This is a genomic window from Diplocloster modestus (assembly GCF_019042245.1).
In the GTDB taxonomy this organism is placed as follows: Bacteria; Bacillota; Clostridia; order Lachnospirales; family Lachnospiraceae; genus Diplocloster; species Diplocloster modestus.
Genome location: NZ_JAHQCX010000008.1, coordinates 40,964 through 58,859, shown reverse-complemented (window position 1 = coordinate 58,859; position 17,896 = coordinate 40,964). Strand labels below are relative to the sequence as shown.

Annotated in this window: 17 protein-coding genes; 14 read left to right on the top strand and 3 right to left on the bottom strand. The window is 48.3% G+C overall.

Translation table 11 applies throughout. The annotated features are described in order from the left end of the window. Positions 1-39: 39 nt before the first annotated feature. The 3 genes from KTH90_RS12905 to KTH90_RS12895 form a co-directional block, all read right to left on the bottom strand. Complete coding sequence (locus KTH90_RS12905) at positions 40-513, bottom strand: pyridoxamine 5'-phosphate oxidase family protein (protein WP_158354181.1); 474 nt, start codon at positions 511-513, stop codon at positions 40-42. 295 nt (positions 514-808) lie between these two features. Then, complete coding sequence (locus tag KTH90_RS12900) at positions 809-1,210, bottom strand: NifB/NifX family molybdenum-iron cluster-binding protein (RefSeq protein WP_158354182.1); 402 nt, start codon at positions 1,208-1,210, stop codon at positions 809-811. Then, positions 1,188-1,622: a DUF134 domain-containing protein gene (locus KTH90_RS12895; protein ID WP_158354183.1), complete on the bottom strand. Its 435-nt coding sequence runs from the start codon at positions 1,620-1,622 to the stop codon at positions 1,188-1,190. The genes KTH90_RS12900 and KTH90_RS12895 overlap by 23 nt, the downstream gene beginning before the upstream one ends. A 412-nt stretch (positions 1,623-2,034) precedes the next feature. Between KTH90_RS12895 and KTH90_RS12890 the strand changes: the two genes are divergently transcribed. From KTH90_RS12890 to KTH90_RS12825, 14 genes are all read left to right on the top strand, one after another. Next, on the top strand, positions 2,035-3,915 hold the full coding sequence (locus KTH90_RS12890) for a hypothetical protein (protein WP_238726914.1): 1,881 nt from the start codon (positions 2,035-2,037) through the stop codon (positions 3,913-3,915). 19 nt (positions 3,916-3,934) lie between these two features. Beyond that, complete coding sequence (locus KTH90_RS12885) at positions 3,935-4,603, top strand: TraX family protein (RefSeq protein WP_158354185.1); 669 nt, start codon at positions 3,935-3,937, stop codon at positions 4,601-4,603. A 184-nt stretch (positions 4,604-4,787) separates the two neighbouring features. Next, the gene (locus KTH90_RS12880; protein ID WP_158354186.1) at positions 4,788-5,324 is read left to right on the top strand and encodes a DUF5662 family protein; all 537 of its coding nucleotides are present in this window, start codon (positions 4,788-4,790) and stop codon (positions 5,322-5,324) included. 69 nt (positions 5,325-5,393) lie between these two features. Beyond that, on the top strand, positions 5,394-6,398 hold the full coding sequence (trpS, locus tag KTH90_RS12875; RefSeq protein WP_158354187.1) for a tryptophan--tRNA ligase: 1,005 nt from the start codon (positions 5,394-5,396) through the stop codon (positions 6,396-6,398). A gap of 70 nt (positions 6,399-6,468) precedes the next feature. Beyond that, entirely contained in the window at positions 6,469-6,966 is a 498-nt protein-coding gene (locus KTH90_RS12870) for a heme-degrading domain-containing protein (RefSeq protein ID WP_158354188.1), read from the top strand. A gap of 36 nt (positions 6,967-7,002) precedes the next feature. Continuing rightward, positions 7,003-8,085: a LacI family DNA-binding transcriptional regulator gene (locus KTH90_RS12865; protein ID WP_238726913.1), complete on the top strand. Its 1,083-nt coding sequence runs from the start codon at positions 7,003-7,005 to the stop codon at positions 8,083-8,085. Between the two features lie 311 nt (positions 8,086-8,396). Then, positions 8,397-9,704, top strand: coding sequence for a cupin domain-containing protein (locus KTH90_RS12860; protein ID WP_238726912.1), 1,308 nt, complete (start codon positions 8,397-8,399; stop codon positions 9,702-9,704). Positions 9,705-9,879: 175 nt separating this feature from the next. Then, the gene (locus tag KTH90_RS12855) at positions 9,880-10,911 is read left to right on the top strand and encodes a LacI family DNA-binding transcriptional regulator (RefSeq protein ID WP_238726911.1); all 1,032 of its coding nucleotides are present in this window, start codon (positions 9,880-9,882) and stop codon (positions 10,909-10,911) included. Positions 10,912-11,285: 374 nt separating this feature from the next. Further along, entirely contained in the window at positions 11,286-12,497 is a 1,212-nt protein-coding gene (locus KTH90_RS12850; RefSeq protein WP_158354191.1) for a hypothetical protein, read from the top strand. Between the two features lie 66 nt (positions 12,498-12,563). Next, positions 12,564-14,075, top strand: coding sequence for a sugar ABC transporter ATP-binding protein (locus tag KTH90_RS12845; RefSeq protein WP_158354192.1), 1,512 nt, complete (start codon positions 12,564-12,566; stop codon positions 14,073-14,075). Position 14,076: 1 nt separating this feature from the next. Then, on the top strand, positions 14,077-15,063 hold the full coding sequence (locus tag KTH90_RS12840; protein WP_158354193.1) for an ABC transporter permease: 987 nt from the start codon (positions 14,077-14,079) through the stop codon (positions 15,061-15,063). Between the two features lies 1 nt (position 15,064). Beyond that, positions 15,065-16,054, top strand: coding sequence for an ABC transporter permease (locus KTH90_RS12835; RefSeq protein WP_158354194.1), 990 nt, complete (start codon positions 15,065-15,067; stop codon positions 16,052-16,054). Between the two features lie 145 nt (positions 16,055-16,199). Continuing rightward, positions 16,200-17,357, top strand: coding sequence for an autoinducer 2 ABC transporter substrate-binding protein (locus KTH90_RS12830; RefSeq protein ID WP_158354195.1), 1,158 nt, complete (start codon positions 16,200-16,202; stop codon positions 17,355-17,357). A gap of 82 nt (positions 17,358-17,439) precedes the next feature. Then, the gene (locus tag KTH90_RS12825) at positions 17,440-17,868 is read left to right on the top strand and encodes an RbsD/FucU family protein (RefSeq protein ID WP_158354196.1); all 429 of its coding nucleotides are present in this window, start codon (positions 17,440-17,442) and stop codon (positions 17,866-17,868) included. Positions 17,869-17,896: the final 28 nt, after the last annotated feature.

The window sequence follows — 17,896 nt, the reverse complement described above, 5'->3', positions numbered from 1 at the left end:
CGAACTTGATCACTGTAAACGAAAAATCTTGTTCTATCTTTAATGTATATTATTTCTTCTCTTGCCTACCATATCTGTAACGGTCATTTTCAAAACAGTCGTGATTTTCATCATATCTGTATTGAATTTAAATTCTTCAGCATGATATTGCCTCATTAAAATCTTTAGTGATTCGTATTTTTCTTCCTCCGGTACAATTTCTATATTGCCATGTCCAATCACACTAGCATACCCCATTGTACAACTCATTTTCTCCTTGTAAAGAATAAACTGGTGGTCACAATCCATTTCAAATGTCGCACGATTATCCTTTGCGATTAAGTCCAATTTTTTCCCTTCCTTTGCGGCGTGGAAATAAAGGAAAACTTGTTCTCCCTGTACTTCCAATCCAAAGTTCAGGGGGACAATATATGGAAAATCTTTATCATTTAATACAATTCTACATACATCACACTTTTTAATAATCTCAATGATTTCATTAAAATCTTTTATTTCTCTATCTTTTCTTCTCATAAATTCTCCTTACTGTATTCAAAAAAATATATTTGGTTTTTATTATAACATAATGTTTGTAGTATTGTCTTTATTAGTTAAATATCTATCCATTGTCAATTGGGAGGGGACTGGCATCTTTCGGTAGTAACGCCACCCCTTCAAGCAGCTACGTGGAGAAAGGGGCCTGTCCCTGGATGTCTACCTGGATAAGCAAAAAATTCAGGAGGCACTTAGGTCCGCTAGCCGCAGACATATAAAGGTCTGTGACTACGCTACCAGGTGCCCCCTAATGTTTAACCGTTATCATCCCATTCTAATGCGCAGTCCCGTGATCCTTACAGCCATGCTCCCCACAGGTGTGGCCTTCCCCATGGGCGTGATTATGGTGATCACATACAATATCCGGCTGATAATTCAGGTTCCCGGCCAGAAGGGCTTTTACCTGCTCATCCGCGTCACCTTTTGCACCTGGATAAAGGGTGATACCTGCCTCCGCTAGCGCGGTTCTGGCACCGCCTCCGATACCGCCGCAGATAAGAACCTCTATCCCATAGTCCTTCAGGAAACCTGCCAGAGCCCCATGGCCGCTGCCGTTGGTGTCTGCCACTTCAGAAGAGAGGATGGAATGTTCATCCGTCTCATAGATTTTAAATTGTTCACTGTGACCAAAATGTTGAAATACCTGACCATTTTCATAAGTTACTGCAATTTTCATGTTTACAACCTCCATTTTTTACAACATTATTTTTTGCTTGTCCGGCTATCCCACCGCCCTGACAGCGGCGGCCAAAGCAGGAATGCTTCCCGCAGTTTTTGCCGCAGCAGTCGCCGGAGTGAGAACAGAGCATATAGTTGCCGCCCTCGATCAGAAGAACACTCCCGGAAACCAGCGTTTCGGCCAGCTTATGGCGCGCCCTGTTATAAACGGCTTGGATCGTGGTGCGGGCGACACCCATTTGAACCGCGCAATCTTCCTGATCATAACCCAGATAGTCAATGAGGCGAATCGTTTCAAATTCGTCCAGGGTCATTTCAATCTTAGGGGTATCATCCGTAAGCTCCAGCGGCCCGAACTGGCTTGTCCGCGGAAGTGTGCAGATTCTCCTGCATTTTGATGGACGCGGCATATAAACTCCTCCTGTTCTCTCCGGTTAGTATCATTAGTATACGTCTATTTATGACATATGTCAATAATTGCTTCTCAAAAAGATATAACTGCCCCCAGCCTACAGCGGCCAAATGGGAGGGGACTGGCTCCTTTCGGCTGTAAAGTAAGCACGTCAGAAACCACGTGGAGAAAGGTGCCTGTCCCCGGATGTGGGGTTATTCGAGTCAATATACGGGGACAGGCCCCTTTCTCCACGTGGTTTCTGACGTGCTTACTTTACAGCCGAAAGGAGCCAGTCCCCTCCCTTATCAGCTAGCTAAGTGTTCATGGCGATAAAAGAGTATACAAAAACCGGAAAAAAATGATATAATAATTTTATTCATGGGCTGATGTCAGGAATTACAAATAATGCAAGAAGGGCGGGCATAAGGATGGAGACCAAGAATCAATTCCGGAAAATGATACGGACGGGAAAACCATTGCCGCTGGGGACCAGCTATGAGGATGGTTATATGAACTTTGCCGTGGCGGCAGAGGACGGGCAGCCGTGTGCCCTGATCCTGTATCATAAGGATGAGACACATACGGCGATCGAGATTCCTTTTCCCGGGGAGAGCAGGACAGGAAATGTATATTCTCTTGCGATCCGGGATTTTAAAGCAGATGAGTACGAATATAATTTCAGAATTGGCCGTCAGATTGTTTTGGATCCCTACGCGAAAAGGATACTGGGCAGAGAACATTTTGGAGAGCCTGTGAAAAAAAGCGAAGGCGGCTTTGTACGCTGCGGTTTTGCGGTTTCGGATTATGACTGGGACGGGGATAAGCCTTTAGAGATCCCATATGAAAATACCGTCATGTACGGTCTGCATGTCCGGAATTTTACGATGCATCCTTCTTCGAAAGTAAAACAAAAAGGAACCTTTCTGGGAATTACAGAGAAAATTTCTTATCTGAAAGAGCTGGGAATCAATCATATAGAACTTATGCCGTCTTATGAGTTTGACGAGATCCTGATCCGCAGACCCACAAGTTATTATAGGGAAAACGTGGAAACGGAGGGGAAATCATACCGTTTGAATACCTGGGGATACGGGACGGGCAGTTATTTCGCGCCGAAAGCATCCTACGCCGCATCCTCTGATCCGGTGACGGAATTCAGGGATATGGTGCGTATGCTTCATCAAAATGGAATCGAGATTTCCATGGAATTTTATTTTCCAAAGGGGACCGGTGTGGAACTGATGCTGCGCTGCCTGAGGTACTGGGTGCTTACCTATCATCTGGACGGAATCCATCTGAACGGGGAGGAGGTTCCGGCCGGCCTGCTGGCCGCCGATCCGATTCTGTCCAGGACGAAGCTTATGTATCATGGTTTTCCTATGGAAGAGATCAATCATGGGGGCGCGCTGCCAAAATTCAGGAATCTGGCGGAGTATAACAGCGGCTTCCTGGTGGATGCCCGGCGGTTCTTAAAGGGTGATGAGGATATGCTGGACGCTTTTACCTGGCGGGTCAGAAGAAACCCTTCCGGGCAGGGCGTGATCAATTATATAACGAATCATGATGGATTTACCCTTCTGGATCTGGTATCTTATGACGGGAAGCATAACGAAGAAAATGAAGAGGATAACCGGGACGGGACGAATTATAATTACAGCTGGAACTGTGGAGCCGAGGGGCCCAGCCGCAAAAGAGCGGTGAGAGAGCTTCGGATGAAGCAGGTCAAGAACGCCTTCAGCTTTTTGCTGTTAAGCCAGGGGACCCCTTATATATTCAGCGGTGATGAGCTGATGCATACGAAGAAGGGGAACAATAATTCCTACTGCCAGGACAACGATACGGCCTGGATCAACTGGAATCTCACGAAGGATGCCCGGGAAGTCTTAGATTATGTAAAGAAACTGATCGCATTGCGCCAGGAACATCCGATTCTGCACAGGCCGGAGGAACTTCGGATCATGGATTATATCGCCTGCGGTTATCCGGACCTGTCTTATCACGGCAAAAAGGCCTGGTATGGTGAATTCGAGCCGTTCAGCAGGCAGATCGGACTGATGTACTGTGGAAAATACGCGAAGACCGGACCGCGGCAGGAAGATGATTTTTTCTATGTGGCTTATAATATGCACTGGATCGAGCATGAGTTCGCTCTTCCGAAGCTGCCGGATGGGAAGTCCTGGAGGATTGTCATGGATACCTCCCTTGCCGCGGATGGAAGTTTCTATGAATCCGGCCGGGAGCCGGTGGTTCAAACACCAAAAATGATGACGGTAAAAGCCAGGACGGTAATAGTTCTGGTCGGCAAATAAAGACAGCAGGGGAAATGGAATGGAAAAGATCAGAGAAATAATAGGCATCAACGGCTTTACTTTAAAATGGATCGCCATCATAACGATGGTGATTGATCATACAGGAATGATGTTTTTCCCATACAGCAGTATACCCAGAATAGTAGGGCGGATGGCGTTTCCCATCTTCTGTTTTCTGTTGGTGGAAGGATTCCTTCATACCCATGACCGTAAGAAATATGCGCTGCGGCTGCTTCTGTTTGCGGTGGTCTCCGAAATCCCCTTTGATCTGGCAATCTATCTGTCCATGGGCCAGACGAATTATTTTGCGCAGCAGAATGTGTTCTTCACGCTATTTTTGGGATTGCTGCTGCTCATACTGATCGAGCGTTCACCGAAGGTATGGTGGAGGATGCTGATGACTGTGCTGGTCTGCCTGGCTGCGTACTTTTTCATGACGGACTACAATATGATGGGCGTGCTGCTGATTCTGGCCTTCTACGTATTCCAAACATCCATACTTGGAAAAGCGGCCTCACTGGCCTTCCTGGACTGGGGTATGTTCGGAGGAATACAGAATTTTGCTATTCTATCCATTCTTCCCATCTGGCTGTACAACGGACAGCGTGGGCCTAAGATGAAATATTTCTTTTATGTATTTTATCCTGCACATTTATTGCTTTTGTGTATCATACGTATATTTATATGATATAATGTCGTCAGACATTATATCTGCGCCGGAGCGCTCTCCTTAGCGCGGAGTGTGCATCCCACGGAGGTATCATGATTGCTGTGCAATCGTGATATAATGTCGTCAGACATTATATCTGCGCCGGAGCGCTTTCCTTAGCGCGGAGTACTGTGACAGAAAGAAATGAGCGGAGTTAATGAACATGGGAAATGCTTGGAAACACTTTTGTACAATTACACATCACAAATATCTGGTCATGAAAGGCTGCTTCAAGGTAGGGCTTTACCGGCAGGGAATCATGCACGACATGTCGAAATACAGTCCTACAGAGTTCCGAGTAGGCTGCAAATATTTTCAGGGAAACCGAAGCCCGAACAATGCGGAGCGGGAAGAGATCGGATACTCGTCCGCCTGGCTGCACCACAAGGGGCGCAACAAGCATCATTTTGAATACTGGATCGATTACAGCCTGGGGAAAGGGCGTCTGCTGGAGGGCTGCAAGATGCCGACCAGGTATGTCGTGGAAATGCTGATGGACAGGATAGCAGCGTCGAAAATATATGAGAAGGAAAAGTATACCGACGCCAGTCCTCTGACCTATTATGAAAAAGGAAAAATCGGTGCCCTGATCCATCCGGAGACAAGGGTAATGCTGGAGCGGTTTCTGCACATGCTGGCAGAAATGGGAGAGGATAAGACCTTTGCCTATATAAAAAAGGAAATACTGAAGAAAAAATAAGATTACATACGGGATGCACAAAGCGTATTCCGTCAATCATCTAATAAAGAAAAACGGAGGTTTACGGCTATGATGAACGACAAAAAAGTATTGTTCAGCGGTATGCAGGCGACAGGAACGCTGACACTGGGAAATTATCTGGGGGCACTGAAAAACTGGGTGACCTTAAGTGACGAATATGAATGTTTCTACTGCGTAGTGGATTTGCACTCCATTACGATCCGGCAGGATCCTGCGGAGCTTCGCAAGAGGGCCAGGAACCTCCTGACTCTTTATATTGCGGCGGGACTGGATCCCACGAAGAACTGCCTGTACTATCAGTCTCATGTGTCGGGCCATGCGGAGCTGTCATGGATACTGAACTGCTTTACCTATATGGGCGAGTTAAACCGGATGACCCAGTTTAAAGATAAATCCCAGAAGCATGCGGATAACATCAACGCGGGCCTGTTCACCTATCCGGTGCTGATGGCGGCGGATATTCTGCTGTTCCAGTCTGATGTGGTCCCTGTGGGGATCGACCAGATGCAGCATCTGGAGATCACCAGGGATATCGCGCAGCGCTTTAATAATATCTATGGGGATGTGTTCACGATTCCGGAACCTTATATCGGGAAGACCGGTGCCAAGATCATGAGCCTTCAGGATCCCACCAAGAAGATGAGCAAATCTGATGAGAATCCCAACAGCAGCATCTATCTCATGGATGATCCGGATGCCATTGTCCGCAAGTTCAAACGGGCGGTAACGGATTCCGGCAAGGAAATCCTCTATACGGACGATAAACCGGGTATTAAGAATCTGCTGGATATCTACTGTACGATTACGCAGAAAACCGTGGAGGAAGCGGTGAAAGAATTTGACGGAAAAGGTTACGGCGAATTCAAACTGGCGGTAGGGGAAGTGGTAGCAGATCATTTGCGGCCGGTACAGGAACGCTTTGGCCAGTTGAGCAAGGACAAAGCCTTTATTGACGGTATCATCAAAGACAACGCCGAGAAAGCAAATTATTTTGCCACAAAGACATTGCGTAAGGTGCAAAGAAAGGTCGGTTTCCCGGACCGGATTCGTTAACTGACAACTTTAGAAAAAATCAGAGCAGAAAAACGAAATTAGAAAATATAAAGTACAGGAGGGACTTAACATGACGATCGATGAAGCAATCAGGATATTGGAAATGCAGGAGGAAATCTTACAGTTCAGCCACTTTACCAATGCGGATGCATGGGAGCTGGGGAATGTAATCGTATCAGAAGCGGCCAGGAGAGGGCTGCCCATAGCGGCAAGTATCCGTCTGAACAATGGATATACGGTATTTCAGTTTGGGTTTGATGGTACCAACCTGCACAATGATAACTGGATGGGCAGAAAACATAACACAGTCAAGGTGCTGGAAAAAAGCAGCCTGCATGTATATATGGAATTACAGAAAACACAGGAGACGATCGAGGAATGGTTCCTGGATCCGAAAGAGTATGCGGTCTGTGGCGGCGGTTTCCCCATCCGGGTAGAAGAGGTCGGCGTGATCGGTTCCGTACTCGTATCCGGACTGGATCACGTGGCAGATCACGATCTGGTGGTAAAATGCATCAGCAAATATCTGCATGTGGACGAAGTGCCCAGAATCCGTGCTCTGGTATAGCACGCAGTACTGCACATCGGGCGGGAGGACCAGAATATGGCTAGCATCAAGGACGTGGCCAGAAGAGCGGGAGTATCGATCTCAACAGTCTCCAATGTGCTCAATGGAACGAAATATGTCAGTGAAGATCTGAAAAAACGGGTAAATATCGCAGTTTCTGAACTGGAATATGAAGTGGACCCGGTGGCCAGGAATATGAAATCACAGAGAAGTAAGACCATAGGGGTCATTACTGCGGATATGTGCGGCCTTTTTTATCCCTACATCATGAAAGGAATCTATGAGGTTGCGATCCAGAAAGGATACAGCGTCATGATCTATGATACGAACGGGGTAAATGAAGGTCCCACCAGCTTTGACAGGGAACGCCAGTATTTTAAAGCGCTGGTGGCAAACCGGGTGGATGGAATCATTTTCTGCTCGATGGTTACCGAAGGCATGGAGGAAACCTATGTCAAAGAGATCAAACGGATGACCTCTCAAAAAAAGCGGATCGCGATGGTCAGTATCGAGCGGGATTTCTCAAAGTACGGAATCGATTCGGTTTTTTCCAATTCCGAAGAGGGGGCCTTTAAGGCCACAGATTATCTTCTGGGGCTGGGATGTCGGAAGGTCTGCCATATCACCGGTCCGATCTATGCGAAAGTAGTAAAAGACCGGGTTTTGGGCTACAAAAGAGCCATAATGAAGTACGGTCTGCCGGTTGACGAAGAAAAAATGATAGCCAATGGGGACTATACCCATCAGAGCGGCTATCTCGCAATAAAACAGCTTCTGAAATCCTGTCCGGATATGGACGGGGTGTATATAGCCAATGATCAAATGGCTGTCGGAGCGTGTATGGCCTTAAAAGAATGCGGCAGGAAAGTGCCGGAAGATATCAAGGTTATCGGGTATGACAACGTGTTCCTGTCCAGTGTGGTAGATCCGCCCCTTTCTTCCATCCACGTACGGAAAAAACATATTGGACTGGAAGCGGCCCGGGCACTGATCGGACAGATCGAAGGAGAAGATGAGGTTTCCCGGGAAACAGTCAGAATTGAGATGGAGACCAGGCTTGTAGTGCGCAGGTCTACACAGAGCGATGCCCCTTCAGATTGGATTTTGTCAGACTGGTAATTATTTGATTTGTAGAAAAACGATTTTTCGATAAAAATAAGTTTAAGAATATAGAATTGTTATAATATAATACTTTTATACAAAAAATTTGAATAATAAATATTTTAATTCTTTGATTTATTGACAAAAACGTTTTTCTGGACTAATATAGATACTAAGAAAGTGAAAACAGCCACGGGTTACCGGGCTTTTTTTCCAAAATAGAGAAAAACGTTTTTCTGCAAAATCCAACGGAATACCGGAATACATCGCATACAAGTCAGAAAAAATGAAAAGAAAAATAAAAATCAAAAAAACAGGAGGCAGTAAAGATGACAGAGAAAGAATTGACCGTACAGGCAGGCAAACAACTGGATCAACGGCTGGCGGAAGCTAAAAAGACAGGTAATCTGGTTGTCAAAGACGCGCTGGAGGATGCGGACATCATTCGGCGGGTATTTGAGGAAGGAGAAGGCGTGTTCCGGCTGTTTCCAGCGTTTGTCCCCAGAAGATTCGGAAAGGCTGGACGCCGGTTAAAACTCCACCCGGACGATTACTTCGCATTTGGGATGAACAGAGGCTCTATCACAGAGCGCTGGTTTTCCTCCACCATAGCCGCCCAGAACGGCGAACTGGCTAAGGCGGACGAGGGCATGAGTTATGTATGTGTGTCTTACAATACCGATGAGAAATTTTCTCTGCGTACCGCGGTAAAAGTATTGGGTGAGGAGCTGGTTGGAAAAGAATTGATGGACAAATACAGCGGCTGGCCTATGTATTCCAAATTTTTCGACAACGAGAATCCTCTGTTCCACCATCTGCATCTGACTTTTGAGGACGCGGCACGTGTGGGGAAATTAGGCAAACCGGAATGTTATTATTTTCCAAAGCAATTAAACAACTACTTCGGAGAGGCCAACTACACCTATTTTGGCTTCGATCCCGATGTGGATCCGGAAGAGATAAAAGCAAGAATCAGCCGTTTCACGGAAGACGACACGAGAATCACAGACCTGTCACGGGCCTATCGTATTGAGCTGGGCACCGGCTGGTACACCCCGGCGGGAGTGATCCATGCCCCGGCCTCCGTTCTTACATACGAACCCCAATGGAATTCCGATGTCAACTCAGTCTATGAAAATATCGTATCCGGAGAGGTATACCCGCCGGAAATGCTTGACGAAGAATGCCCGTCCGAAAAGCAGGGAGATATCGACTACATTTTCAGCCTTTTGGATTGGGAGAAGAATACAGACCCCCACTACCGCAAGCATTATTTCCGTCCGCCGGTAACCGCCTCAGAGAGCGGCGCATACATAGAAAAATGGATCACATATGCCAACGAATATATTGCGGCGAAGGAACTTACCGTATATCCCGGCCGGTCGGTTGTGGTCCGGGATGGCGCGGCCTACGGTTGTATCTTCATCCAGGGACATGGAACCTTCGGGGTCTACGACGCGGAAGCGGCGACACTTCTGCGTTTCGGACAGCAGAGTACAGATGAGTTTTTCGTTTCAGAGGCAGCCGCTGAACGCGGAGTTACGATCACAAATACAAGTAAAGTTGAGCCTTTGGTGCTGCTCAAACATTTCGGGCCGAATCATCCGGAGGTTCCGGGAGTTGTTCCTGGAATTTGATTAAAAGTGAGGCCGGGGGATGTCACAGGGAGAATCGCTCCCTGTGACATCCCCCGGCCGCTTTGTTTATATAAGTAAGGATATCTATCAGTATCGTCTGCTTGTGTCGGACAATACTTGACAAACGTTCGCTGACGTGTTAGGGTGAATAAAAAGTACGAAATGAGGTGGGACAATGCCAGGGATGCGTGAAGTGGCCAGGGAAGCGGGAGTATCGCTGTCTACGGTGTCTGCCGTACTCAGCGGCAGCGAAAAATATGTGAGTGAAGAAGTCAAAAATAAAGTTCTGCTGGCAGCGAACAAGATGGGATACCGCTGCCCCGCGAAAAAGAAAAGAGCGGAAAAGGTAATCGCGGTGGTGCTTCCGAATATAACAAGCACATTTTTTTCAAGCCTGCTGAGCGGAATCGAAGATACGGCTACGGATGAAGGCTATACGCTGGTTTTTGGCAATTCCGGATATCATTTTTCCAAGGAGAGGCGCTTTATCTCCATGATACAAAAGCAGTCCCTGCAGGGGGTCATTATCGATACGGTTTGCCCGATTACGGAAGAAAACGCTTATTTTGATGAATTGAGAGAAACGTTTGGCAGCAAAGAGATACCGGTGATTCTGCTGGAAAGGAAGATTCAGGATCCCAATTTTGGCAGTGTCTATGTGGATCATATGAATAATGCGTACCAGGCCACAAAACATCTGGTTTTAAAGGGATACCGCAGCATCGCGCATGTGACGGGAAAATCAAACAATCCTCTGACGCTCCTGAGAGTGAACGGATACCGGAAGGCGTTAGAGGAGGGCGGTATCCCCTATGACAAAGAACTGGTCGCCTCCGGGGATTTTTCGCCGAACAGCGGGTATATCGCGATGAAGAAAATTTTGGGAATCCGGTCGGATTGTATGGCGGTATTCGCGGCCAACGACCAGATGGCCATCGGGGCGATGAAGGCGATTCTGTCCGAGGGGAAGCGGGTGCCGGAGGATATCGCGGTGGTTGGAATCGATAATCTCAGCGTATCGTCGATGATTTCTCCTTCCCTGACCACGATTAATGTTCCGACTTATCAGATGGGCAGGACGGCGGTAAAAATGCTGATGGACCGTTCAAATGAGAAAAAACGGAGCGTCAAACTTCCCTGTAACCTGATCGTGCGCAGATCCACGGATCTGTATGCGGGCAGCGAGTGGGATATGTTTGGGTGGTAAAAAAGGAAAAATAAGCACAATTGCGGTTATGATAAATAAATAAGGGAGACAATCAGGGGTCCGCCAGAAAACAATATTGACGTTTTCTGGCGGACCCCTGATTGCTATGTGAAAATTGCATAAAAACAGATGGTGAAAATGAGTAAAATATAGAAAACGACGGAAAATGTTGACAAACGTTCGTTAAAAGAATATGATTTTACTAGAAGGGATGATCAAAAACGCTTAAAAAACACTTCAAAAACCTTTAAAACTACCCGTTTTGATTAATGAAAAGCGAAAAATGAGCGAACACATCAAAAAATCCGGGAATTTCAGAAAACATTTTCTGCCAAATCAAATTTATAATTAAAAATCATGAAGGAGTGAGAAGTATGAATCAGAAAGAACGGATCGAAAAAGCATTGGAAAAAGGAAAAGGAGTGCTGCGGCTGGCGCCGACCTGGGTACCAAGAGTGTATTGCAGGCCGGGAAGAAGAATTAAGCTGCATCCTTCTGACTATTTTGTACTGGGAATGCGGGGCGGCATCGACGAAAGATGGTTTTCCTCGACGACATGGGCGGAGAACGGCCCCGGGACACCGGAAGACGAAGGATTGAGCTATATCGTCGTGGATGAGTACGGCAAAGAGCGGATTCTCCTAAGGGACGCGGTGGATCTGATGGGACCCGAGCTGATCGGTGAGACCTTATGGAACAAATACCACCGGTGGGCGATGTTTTCCAAGTTTTTTGACAATCAGGGGCCGCTTCCCCATCACATCCATCACAGACAGGAACACGCGGCGCGGGTGGGAGCGGACGGCAAGCCGGAGATGTACTTTTTCCCGGCGCAGATGAACAACCACGGCGGAGAATTCCCCTTTACATTTTTCGGATTCCATCCGGAGACTACGAAGGAGCAGGTGCTCGACTGCCTGAAGAATTATACAAAGGGGGATAATAACATCCTGGGACTCTCAAGAGCGTTTAAGCTGGAAGTGGATACCGGATATAACGTAGCGCCCGGTATCATGCACGCCCCCGGTTCCTTCTGCACCTATGAGCCGCAGTTCGCATCCGATGTGTACGCCATGTACCAGTCGGTGCTGATGAACGGGGAGCTGGTACAGCAGGATCTGCTCTGGAAGAATTGTCCGGAAGAAGAAATTGGCAATTATGAATATCTGCTGGATGTCATTGACTGGGACAAGAACGTGGACCCGGATTTCCACGAACACAACTTTATGAGCCCCAAACCGGTCAGACCGGTGGAAGATATGGTGGCGGACGGATTCATCGAGGAGTGGATCTGTTATAAATGTGAAAATGTAAGCGCGAAACGCCTGACAGTCCTCCCCGGACAGTCGGTAGTGGTCAAAGATCCCGCCCCTTACGGGCTGATCTGCCTGCAGGGCCACGGAACTTTTGGGGTGTGGGAAATCGAGTCTCCGGCCCTGATCCATTACGGCGAGTTAACCCATGACGAATACTTTGTGACAGAAAAAGCAGCAAAAGAAGGAATCCGGATCGTGAATCCGTCTGCCACAGACCCCATTGTGATTCTGAAGCATTTCTCGGATAACCCGGACTTGACTGTCGAATAAATTGGGAAAATGAATACTCCGGGAGCCCTGTCCGTAAAGGGCTTTCGGATGTGGGAGGAAATTATTATGGGAGAAACGGTATTGGAGTTAAAAAATATTGTTAAAACATTCCCGGGCGTCCTGGCATTAAACGATGTAAGTTTCGATCTTGAAAAAGGTGAGGTACATGCCATCTGCGGTGAGAACGGCGCTGGAAAGTCCACGCTGATGAAGGTGCTGTCCGGGGTTTATCAGCCTGATTCCGGGGAGATCCACGTAAACGGACAGAAGAGAAAATTCGCCAATCCTATGGAATCCTACAAAAGCGGGGTGTCCATAATCTTCCAGGAAACCAGTCTCTTCGAAGAAATGACAGTGCTGGAGAATATGTTTTTGGGACACGAAACCAGCAAAAAAACACTGGGATTTCTGCCGGTTCTGAATTACAGGGAAATGAGGGAGAAGGCACAGGAGATATTCAAGCGGTTAAACACGAAGATTGACCTGGACACCAAGATCAAAACTCTTGGAATGGCACAAAAACAGATGGTGGAAATCGCGAAAAGCCTGACTTTTGATGCCAGCATCCTGATCTTCGATGAACCTACGGCCTCACTGACCCAGCGGGAAGTGGATGCATTATTTGGCATAATTATAAGCCTTAAAAAAGAAGGAATGGGTATCGTCTACATCAGTCACCGGCTGGAGGAGATCTTTGAAATCTGCGACCGGGTAACGGTTTTAAGAGATGGACAGTATATTTCCACGAAATACGTGGACGGGACCAATAAAGATGAACTGGTTGCCGACATGGTTGGACGTACCATGCATAACTATTATCCCAAGACAGAGACAGAGTTAGGCGATGTGATCTTCCGGGTGGAAAACTTCTACGACGAGGGATTTCTGGAAAATATTAATTTTGAGGTGCGGAAAGGGGAGATCTTAGGGTTTGCGGGACTGGCCGGTGCCGGCCGGACCGAACTGATGGAAGCGGTCTGCGGCCTGGCGCCCAAAGCCCAGGGAAAGGTAACCCTGGATGGGAAAAATCTGCACATCACCAATTACACCGATGCCATGAAGGAAGGATTAGTGTATGTCTCAGAGGACCGCGGCAAGTACGGCCTGATTGTGGATATGAGTATAGAAGAAAATATATCGATGCCCCAGCTGCGCGATTTCTCAAAATTCGGTATCATCGACCGGAAAAAAGAAAGCGCGGTGGCGGCGGAATACATGAAGGAAATAACGATTAAAGCGCCGGCGCCGGACTTTACGGTGAACAACTTGTCGGGCGGGAATCAGCAGAAGGTATCCATCGCCAAAGCGCTGGCGATTCAGCCGAAGATACTGGTCCTGGATGAGCCGACCAGAGGCGTGGATGTCAATGCAAAGGCGGAAATACATAAAATCATCAGCGAACTCACCGGAAAAGGGCTTACGATCCTGATGATCTCCAGCGAGCTGCCGGAACTGCTGGGTATGTGTGACCGGATCTATGTCATGAAGGAAGGCAGGATTGCCGGATGCTTTTCAAGAGAAGACGCCACACAGGACAAGATCCTGAAAGCGGCGCTGGAAGGAGAGGGGGAAGGATAAGATGGATAATAGCCAGAAGAAGAACTGGAAAAAGCTTATGACTACGGAATTTTATCTGCTGCTGTTTTTAATCCTCGTGCTCTTATTCCTGGCCGTCTTTGCCAAAGGATTCTATGACCTCAGCAACCTGATGAACCTGCTCAACCGGTTCAATTATGTATTGATCGCGGCGGTGGGAATGAATATGATCATTATCACTTCCAACATCGATGTCTCGGCGGGCGCGTTAGTCTCAGTGCTGTGTATCATCGCCGCGTCCCTGGGCAAACAGGGGCTGCCGATCGGTGTCTTCCTGCCGGTGACGATGGCGGCGGGAGCTGTGTTAAGTATGATCAACGGCCTGTTTATCACCAAACTGCATATACCTGCCATTGTGGCGACCCTCGCGACCACGCAGCTGTTCCAGGGTGTCCTGCCGCTGGCTGTGAACGGATCGATCTATGATCTTCCGGCGACATTCACATGGCTTGCGTACGATGCGAAGCTCTTCGGTATCTTTCCGGCAAGTACGGTGCTGATGCTGGCTGTGGTTATCGCTGGATTGTTCTTTATGAAATATTCGAAGTTCTCCAAGAAGCTGTATGCCATCGGCAATAACAAAAACGGGGCGCGCCTTGCCGGGGTAAATGTGGACCGGACTATCGTGATTGCCTACACGATCGCCGGAGCGCTGTACGGGATTACCGCTATCATTATCGGTACAGCCAGCCAGAGGGTGACGACCACCATGGCCAATGGAAAAGAGATGACCTTTATCGCCGCGGTCGTTCTGGGAGGCACCAGCACAGCGGGAGGAAGCGGTAAACTGATCGGTACGGTGATCGGAGCGTTTATCCTCTCCCTGGTATCCCCGGCCATCAACTACCTGGGGATCAGCCCGGACTGGTCGGACGCGATTATGGGTGGGATCATCATCCTGTCCGTGGTGGCCAGCGCGGTGAATATTAAGAAAAAACGCCGGATATCGGCGGTGCCGGGAGGAAGATAAGATGAAAACGGTAAAAAAATTAAAATTTACTTTTAATATTGCGCTGTTGCTGATCCTGATCATTATCTTCGCGGTTATCTCCATCCTGAATCCGGTATTCCTCTCCACGGAATATCTGTTAAATGTAGTTCTGCGCAATGTGGTGGAACTGGGGCTGATCGCCCTGCCTATGACCCTGATTATTATAACGGGCGGAATCGACCTGTCCGTCGGAAACATCATGGTACTTTCCGCTATGGTCGGCGCCATGGCCGCGGGTAAGATGGGCAGTGCGGCCGGTGTGATCGTCACGTTCCTGGTGGGCCTGGTCTGCGGACTGTTCAACGGGATCATCATTGCAAAAGTGAAAGTCCCGGCCATGGTCACCACACTGGCATCCATGTTCCTGTTCCTGGGGCTTACCAGGGGCATGACGGGAGGAGACAGCGTATATGCGTTTCCCGCCGCGGAGGCGGTCGGAGGCATGTTATTCCTGGGAATTCCGGTGCAGATCTTTATCTACATTATCTGTGCGGTTTTGTTTTATATCATACTGGCAAAATCCACATTTGGGAGAAGGCTGTTTGGAATCGGCCTGAACAGTAATGCCACAAAGTACTGCGGAGTCGATATCGAAAAGATGCTGATCCGGATCTATGTGCTGTCCGGCCTGATGTGTGCCCTGGCGGCGCTGATCATGATCGGCAGGTTCTCAAGCCTTCGGTATGACGCTGGAACCAACATTAACCTGAAAGTAATTACTATCGTGGTACTGGGCGGTACGAGTATCCTGGGCGGTACCGGCGATCTGAAAGGAACGATCCTGGCAACCCTGATCATCGCAGTACTGAACAGCGGCCTGACTGTTCTGAATATCCCCATCGATACCCAGACGATTGTCCACGGAACGATTCTGATCATCAGTCTGATCGCCTATGAGATCGTGAACAGAAGGACCAGCAGCAAACGCCTGAAAGAAGTAAAGACCGAGCTTCTGAAAAAGACCGGCTGATCTGTCAAGGCAGTGTTGATTGTGTAAGGTATTTACCTGTTCGTTCTAAAGAGACAGGAAAATATATAGGAGCATTTATGAAATACCTACGGGTATCCCTGTATGCCTTGGGAAAAAAGGCATATGAAAGAAAGGAGAAGAAGGTATGAAAAAAAGAATCGCAGCGTTATTTGTAGCAGGTATTTTAGTGGTAGGAAGTCTGGCAGGATGCACGAAAGCAGGAGAGAAGGAGACATCCGCTCCGGCTCCGGCGCAAACTTCAGACGGAGCGCAGTCGGCGGCTCCGGCGGATCAAAAAGACACCCAGGGTAAAAAGATCAAGATAGCGGTACTCCCGAAGATGAAGGGGGAGAACTACTGGGATGCGTGCCAGGTGGGCGCGGAAGACGCAGCCAAAGAGCTGAAGGACGCGGGCTATGACGTAGAGCTTCTGTATGACGGTCCGCCTCAGGATCAGGCCACGAACCAAAAACAGGTTGACCTTCTGGAAGGCTGGATCGCCCAGGGGGTCGATGCGGTAGCGGTGGGCTGTGTGGACGCCAGCGCCATCTCCCCTACGCTTAAGAAGGCGCAGGAAAAAGGAATCAAGATCGTAACATTTGACTCCGATTCAGAGCCGGATGCCAGAGACCTTTTCATCAACCAGGCTTCTTATGAGGGTGTGGCAAAGGCACTGGTAGAGAATGCGGCCGCAGAACTCAAAGAAAAAGGATATGGACCCGAAAATCCGGTAAATATCGCAATCATGGGACAGACAAAGACCGATACCAACGTAGAGGCATGGAACAGCAACATCCAGGAACTGATTAAGACAGAGGACTACAACTGGATGAAACTGCAGAATCCCGACTCCGATATCTATTATCCGGGTGCGGACGAAGTAGAGACCCAGACACAGGCGGGCACGCTGATTTCCAGAATGGGAGAAGGCACGGATAAGATCCAGTGCGCATTCGGAATCACTTCCATGACGGCTCCGGCTCTGGGGTCCCAGTATGAGGCATCCACCAACAAACCCCCGGTTGACAAGATCGTACTGACCGGTGTGGCGACCCCTAACGCGTTGAAGTCCTATATACTCAACGATCAGAACCCTCTGAAATTCGGTGTGTTATGGAATACGATGGATCTGGGATATCTGGCGGTGCAGGCGGCATACCAACTGGCCACAGGAGATATTACCGCAGATTCCACACAGATGACGACAACAAGATTGGGAGCATCCTCCATCAACAGCGGTGAAGTGCTTTTGGGAGATCCCCTGGTTATCACCAAAGACAATGTAGAGCAGTTTGATTACTAAACAATTGACTGACAAGAGGCCCCGAAGCAGGTATATAAGCCCTTCGGGGCCTCTTGTCACAGACAAAAAGGAGGACAACGACATGTTGAAAAAAATACCGCCGATCCTGCCGGCAAAGCTGATGAAAAATATGATGGAGATGGGACACAGCGACATACTGATTCTGGCAGACGCCAACTTCCCGGCCGTTACCAATGCCAAGCGCTATATCAGGGCCGACGGCGTGGAGATTCCGGAGCTGCTGGAAGCGATCCTTCCTTTCTTCCCGCTGGACATTTATGTACAAGAACCGGTAAAGCTGATGCAGCACCTCCCGGAAGAACCAGAGCCCCGGATCTGGCAGCAGTACCGGGAACTGATCGGGAAATATGATGAGGAGCAGGCCTTTCATGGGTTCGGTTTCATAGACCGCCTTCCATTCTATGAGACCGCCCGCAGCGCCTATGTCATCGTACAGACCAAAACGACCGCCCGCTACGCTAACATTATGCTGCAAAAAGGGGTCATTTAGGGAATTTCGTATACCTATTATCAGGATT

What these genes read in the sequence shown, in the direction of transcription:
- KTH90_RS12865 (WP_238726913.1), top strand. Translation starts at nt 7,003, where the DNA reads ATGGCTAGCATCAAGGACGTGGCCAGAAGAGCGGGAGTATCGATCTCA.
- KTH90_RS12900 (WP_158354182.1), bottom strand. Translation starts at nt 1,210, where the DNA reads ATGAAAATTGCAGTAACTTATGAAAATGGTCAGGTATTTCAACATTTT.
- KTH90_RS12835 (WP_158354194.1), top strand. Translation starts at nt 15,065, where the DNA reads ATGAAAACGGTAAAAAAATTAAAATTTACTTTTAATATTGCGCTGTTG.
- KTH90_RS12890 (WP_238726914.1), top strand. Translation starts at nt 2,035, where the DNA reads ATGGAGACCAAGAATCAATTCCGGAAAATGATACGGACGGGAAAACCA.
- KTH90_RS12895 (WP_158354183.1), bottom strand. Translation starts at nt 1,622, where the DNA reads ATGCCGCGTCCATCAAAATGCAGGAGAATCTGCACACTTCCGCGGACA.
- KTH90_RS12830 (WP_158354195.1), top strand. Translation starts at nt 16,200, where the DNA reads ATGAAAAAAAGAATCGCAGCGTTATTTGTAGCAGGTATTTTAGTGGTA.
- KTH90_RS12880 (WP_158354186.1), top strand. Translation starts at nt 4,788, where the DNA reads ATGGGAAATGCTTGGAAACACTTTTGTACAATTACACATCACAAATAT.
- KTH90_RS12840 (WP_158354193.1), top strand. Translation starts at nt 14,077, where the DNA reads ATGGATAATAGCCAGAAGAAGAACTGGAAAAAGCTTATGACTACGGAA.
- KTH90_RS12860 (WP_238726912.1), top strand. Translation starts at nt 8,397, where the DNA reads ATGACAGAGAAAGAATTGACCGTACAGGCAGGCAAACAACTGGATCAA.
- KTH90_RS12845 (WP_158354192.1), top strand. Translation starts at nt 12,564, where the DNA reads ATGGGAGAAACGGTATTGGAGTTAAAAAATATTGTTAAAACATTCCCG.
- KTH90_RS12885 (WP_158354185.1), top strand. Translation starts at nt 3,935, where the DNA reads ATGGAAAAGATCAGAGAAATAATAGGCATCAACGGCTTTACTTTAAAA.
- KTH90_RS12870 (WP_158354188.1), top strand. Translation starts at nt 6,469, where the DNA reads ATGACGATCGATGAAGCAATCAGGATATTGGAAATGCAGGAGGAAATC.
- KTH90_RS12825 (WP_158354196.1), top strand. Translation starts at nt 17,440, where the DNA reads ATGTTGAAAAAAATACCGCCGATCCTGCCGGCAAAGCTGATGAAAAAT.
- KTH90_RS12850 (WP_158354191.1), top strand. Translation starts at nt 11,286, where the DNA reads ATGAATCAGAAAGAACGGATCGAAAAAGCATTGGAAAAAGGAAAAGGA.
- trpS (WP_158354187.1), top strand. Translation starts at nt 5,394, where the DNA reads ATGATGAACGACAAAAAAGTATTGTTCAGCGGTATGCAGGCGACAGGA.
- KTH90_RS12855 (WP_238726911.1), top strand. Translation starts at nt 9,880, where the DNA reads ATGCCAGGGATGCGTGAAGTGGCCAGGGAAGCGGGAGTATCGCTGTCT.
- KTH90_RS12905 (WP_158354181.1), bottom strand. Translation starts at nt 513, where the DNA reads ATGAGAAGAAAAGATAGAGAAATAAAAGATTTTAATGAAATCATTGAG.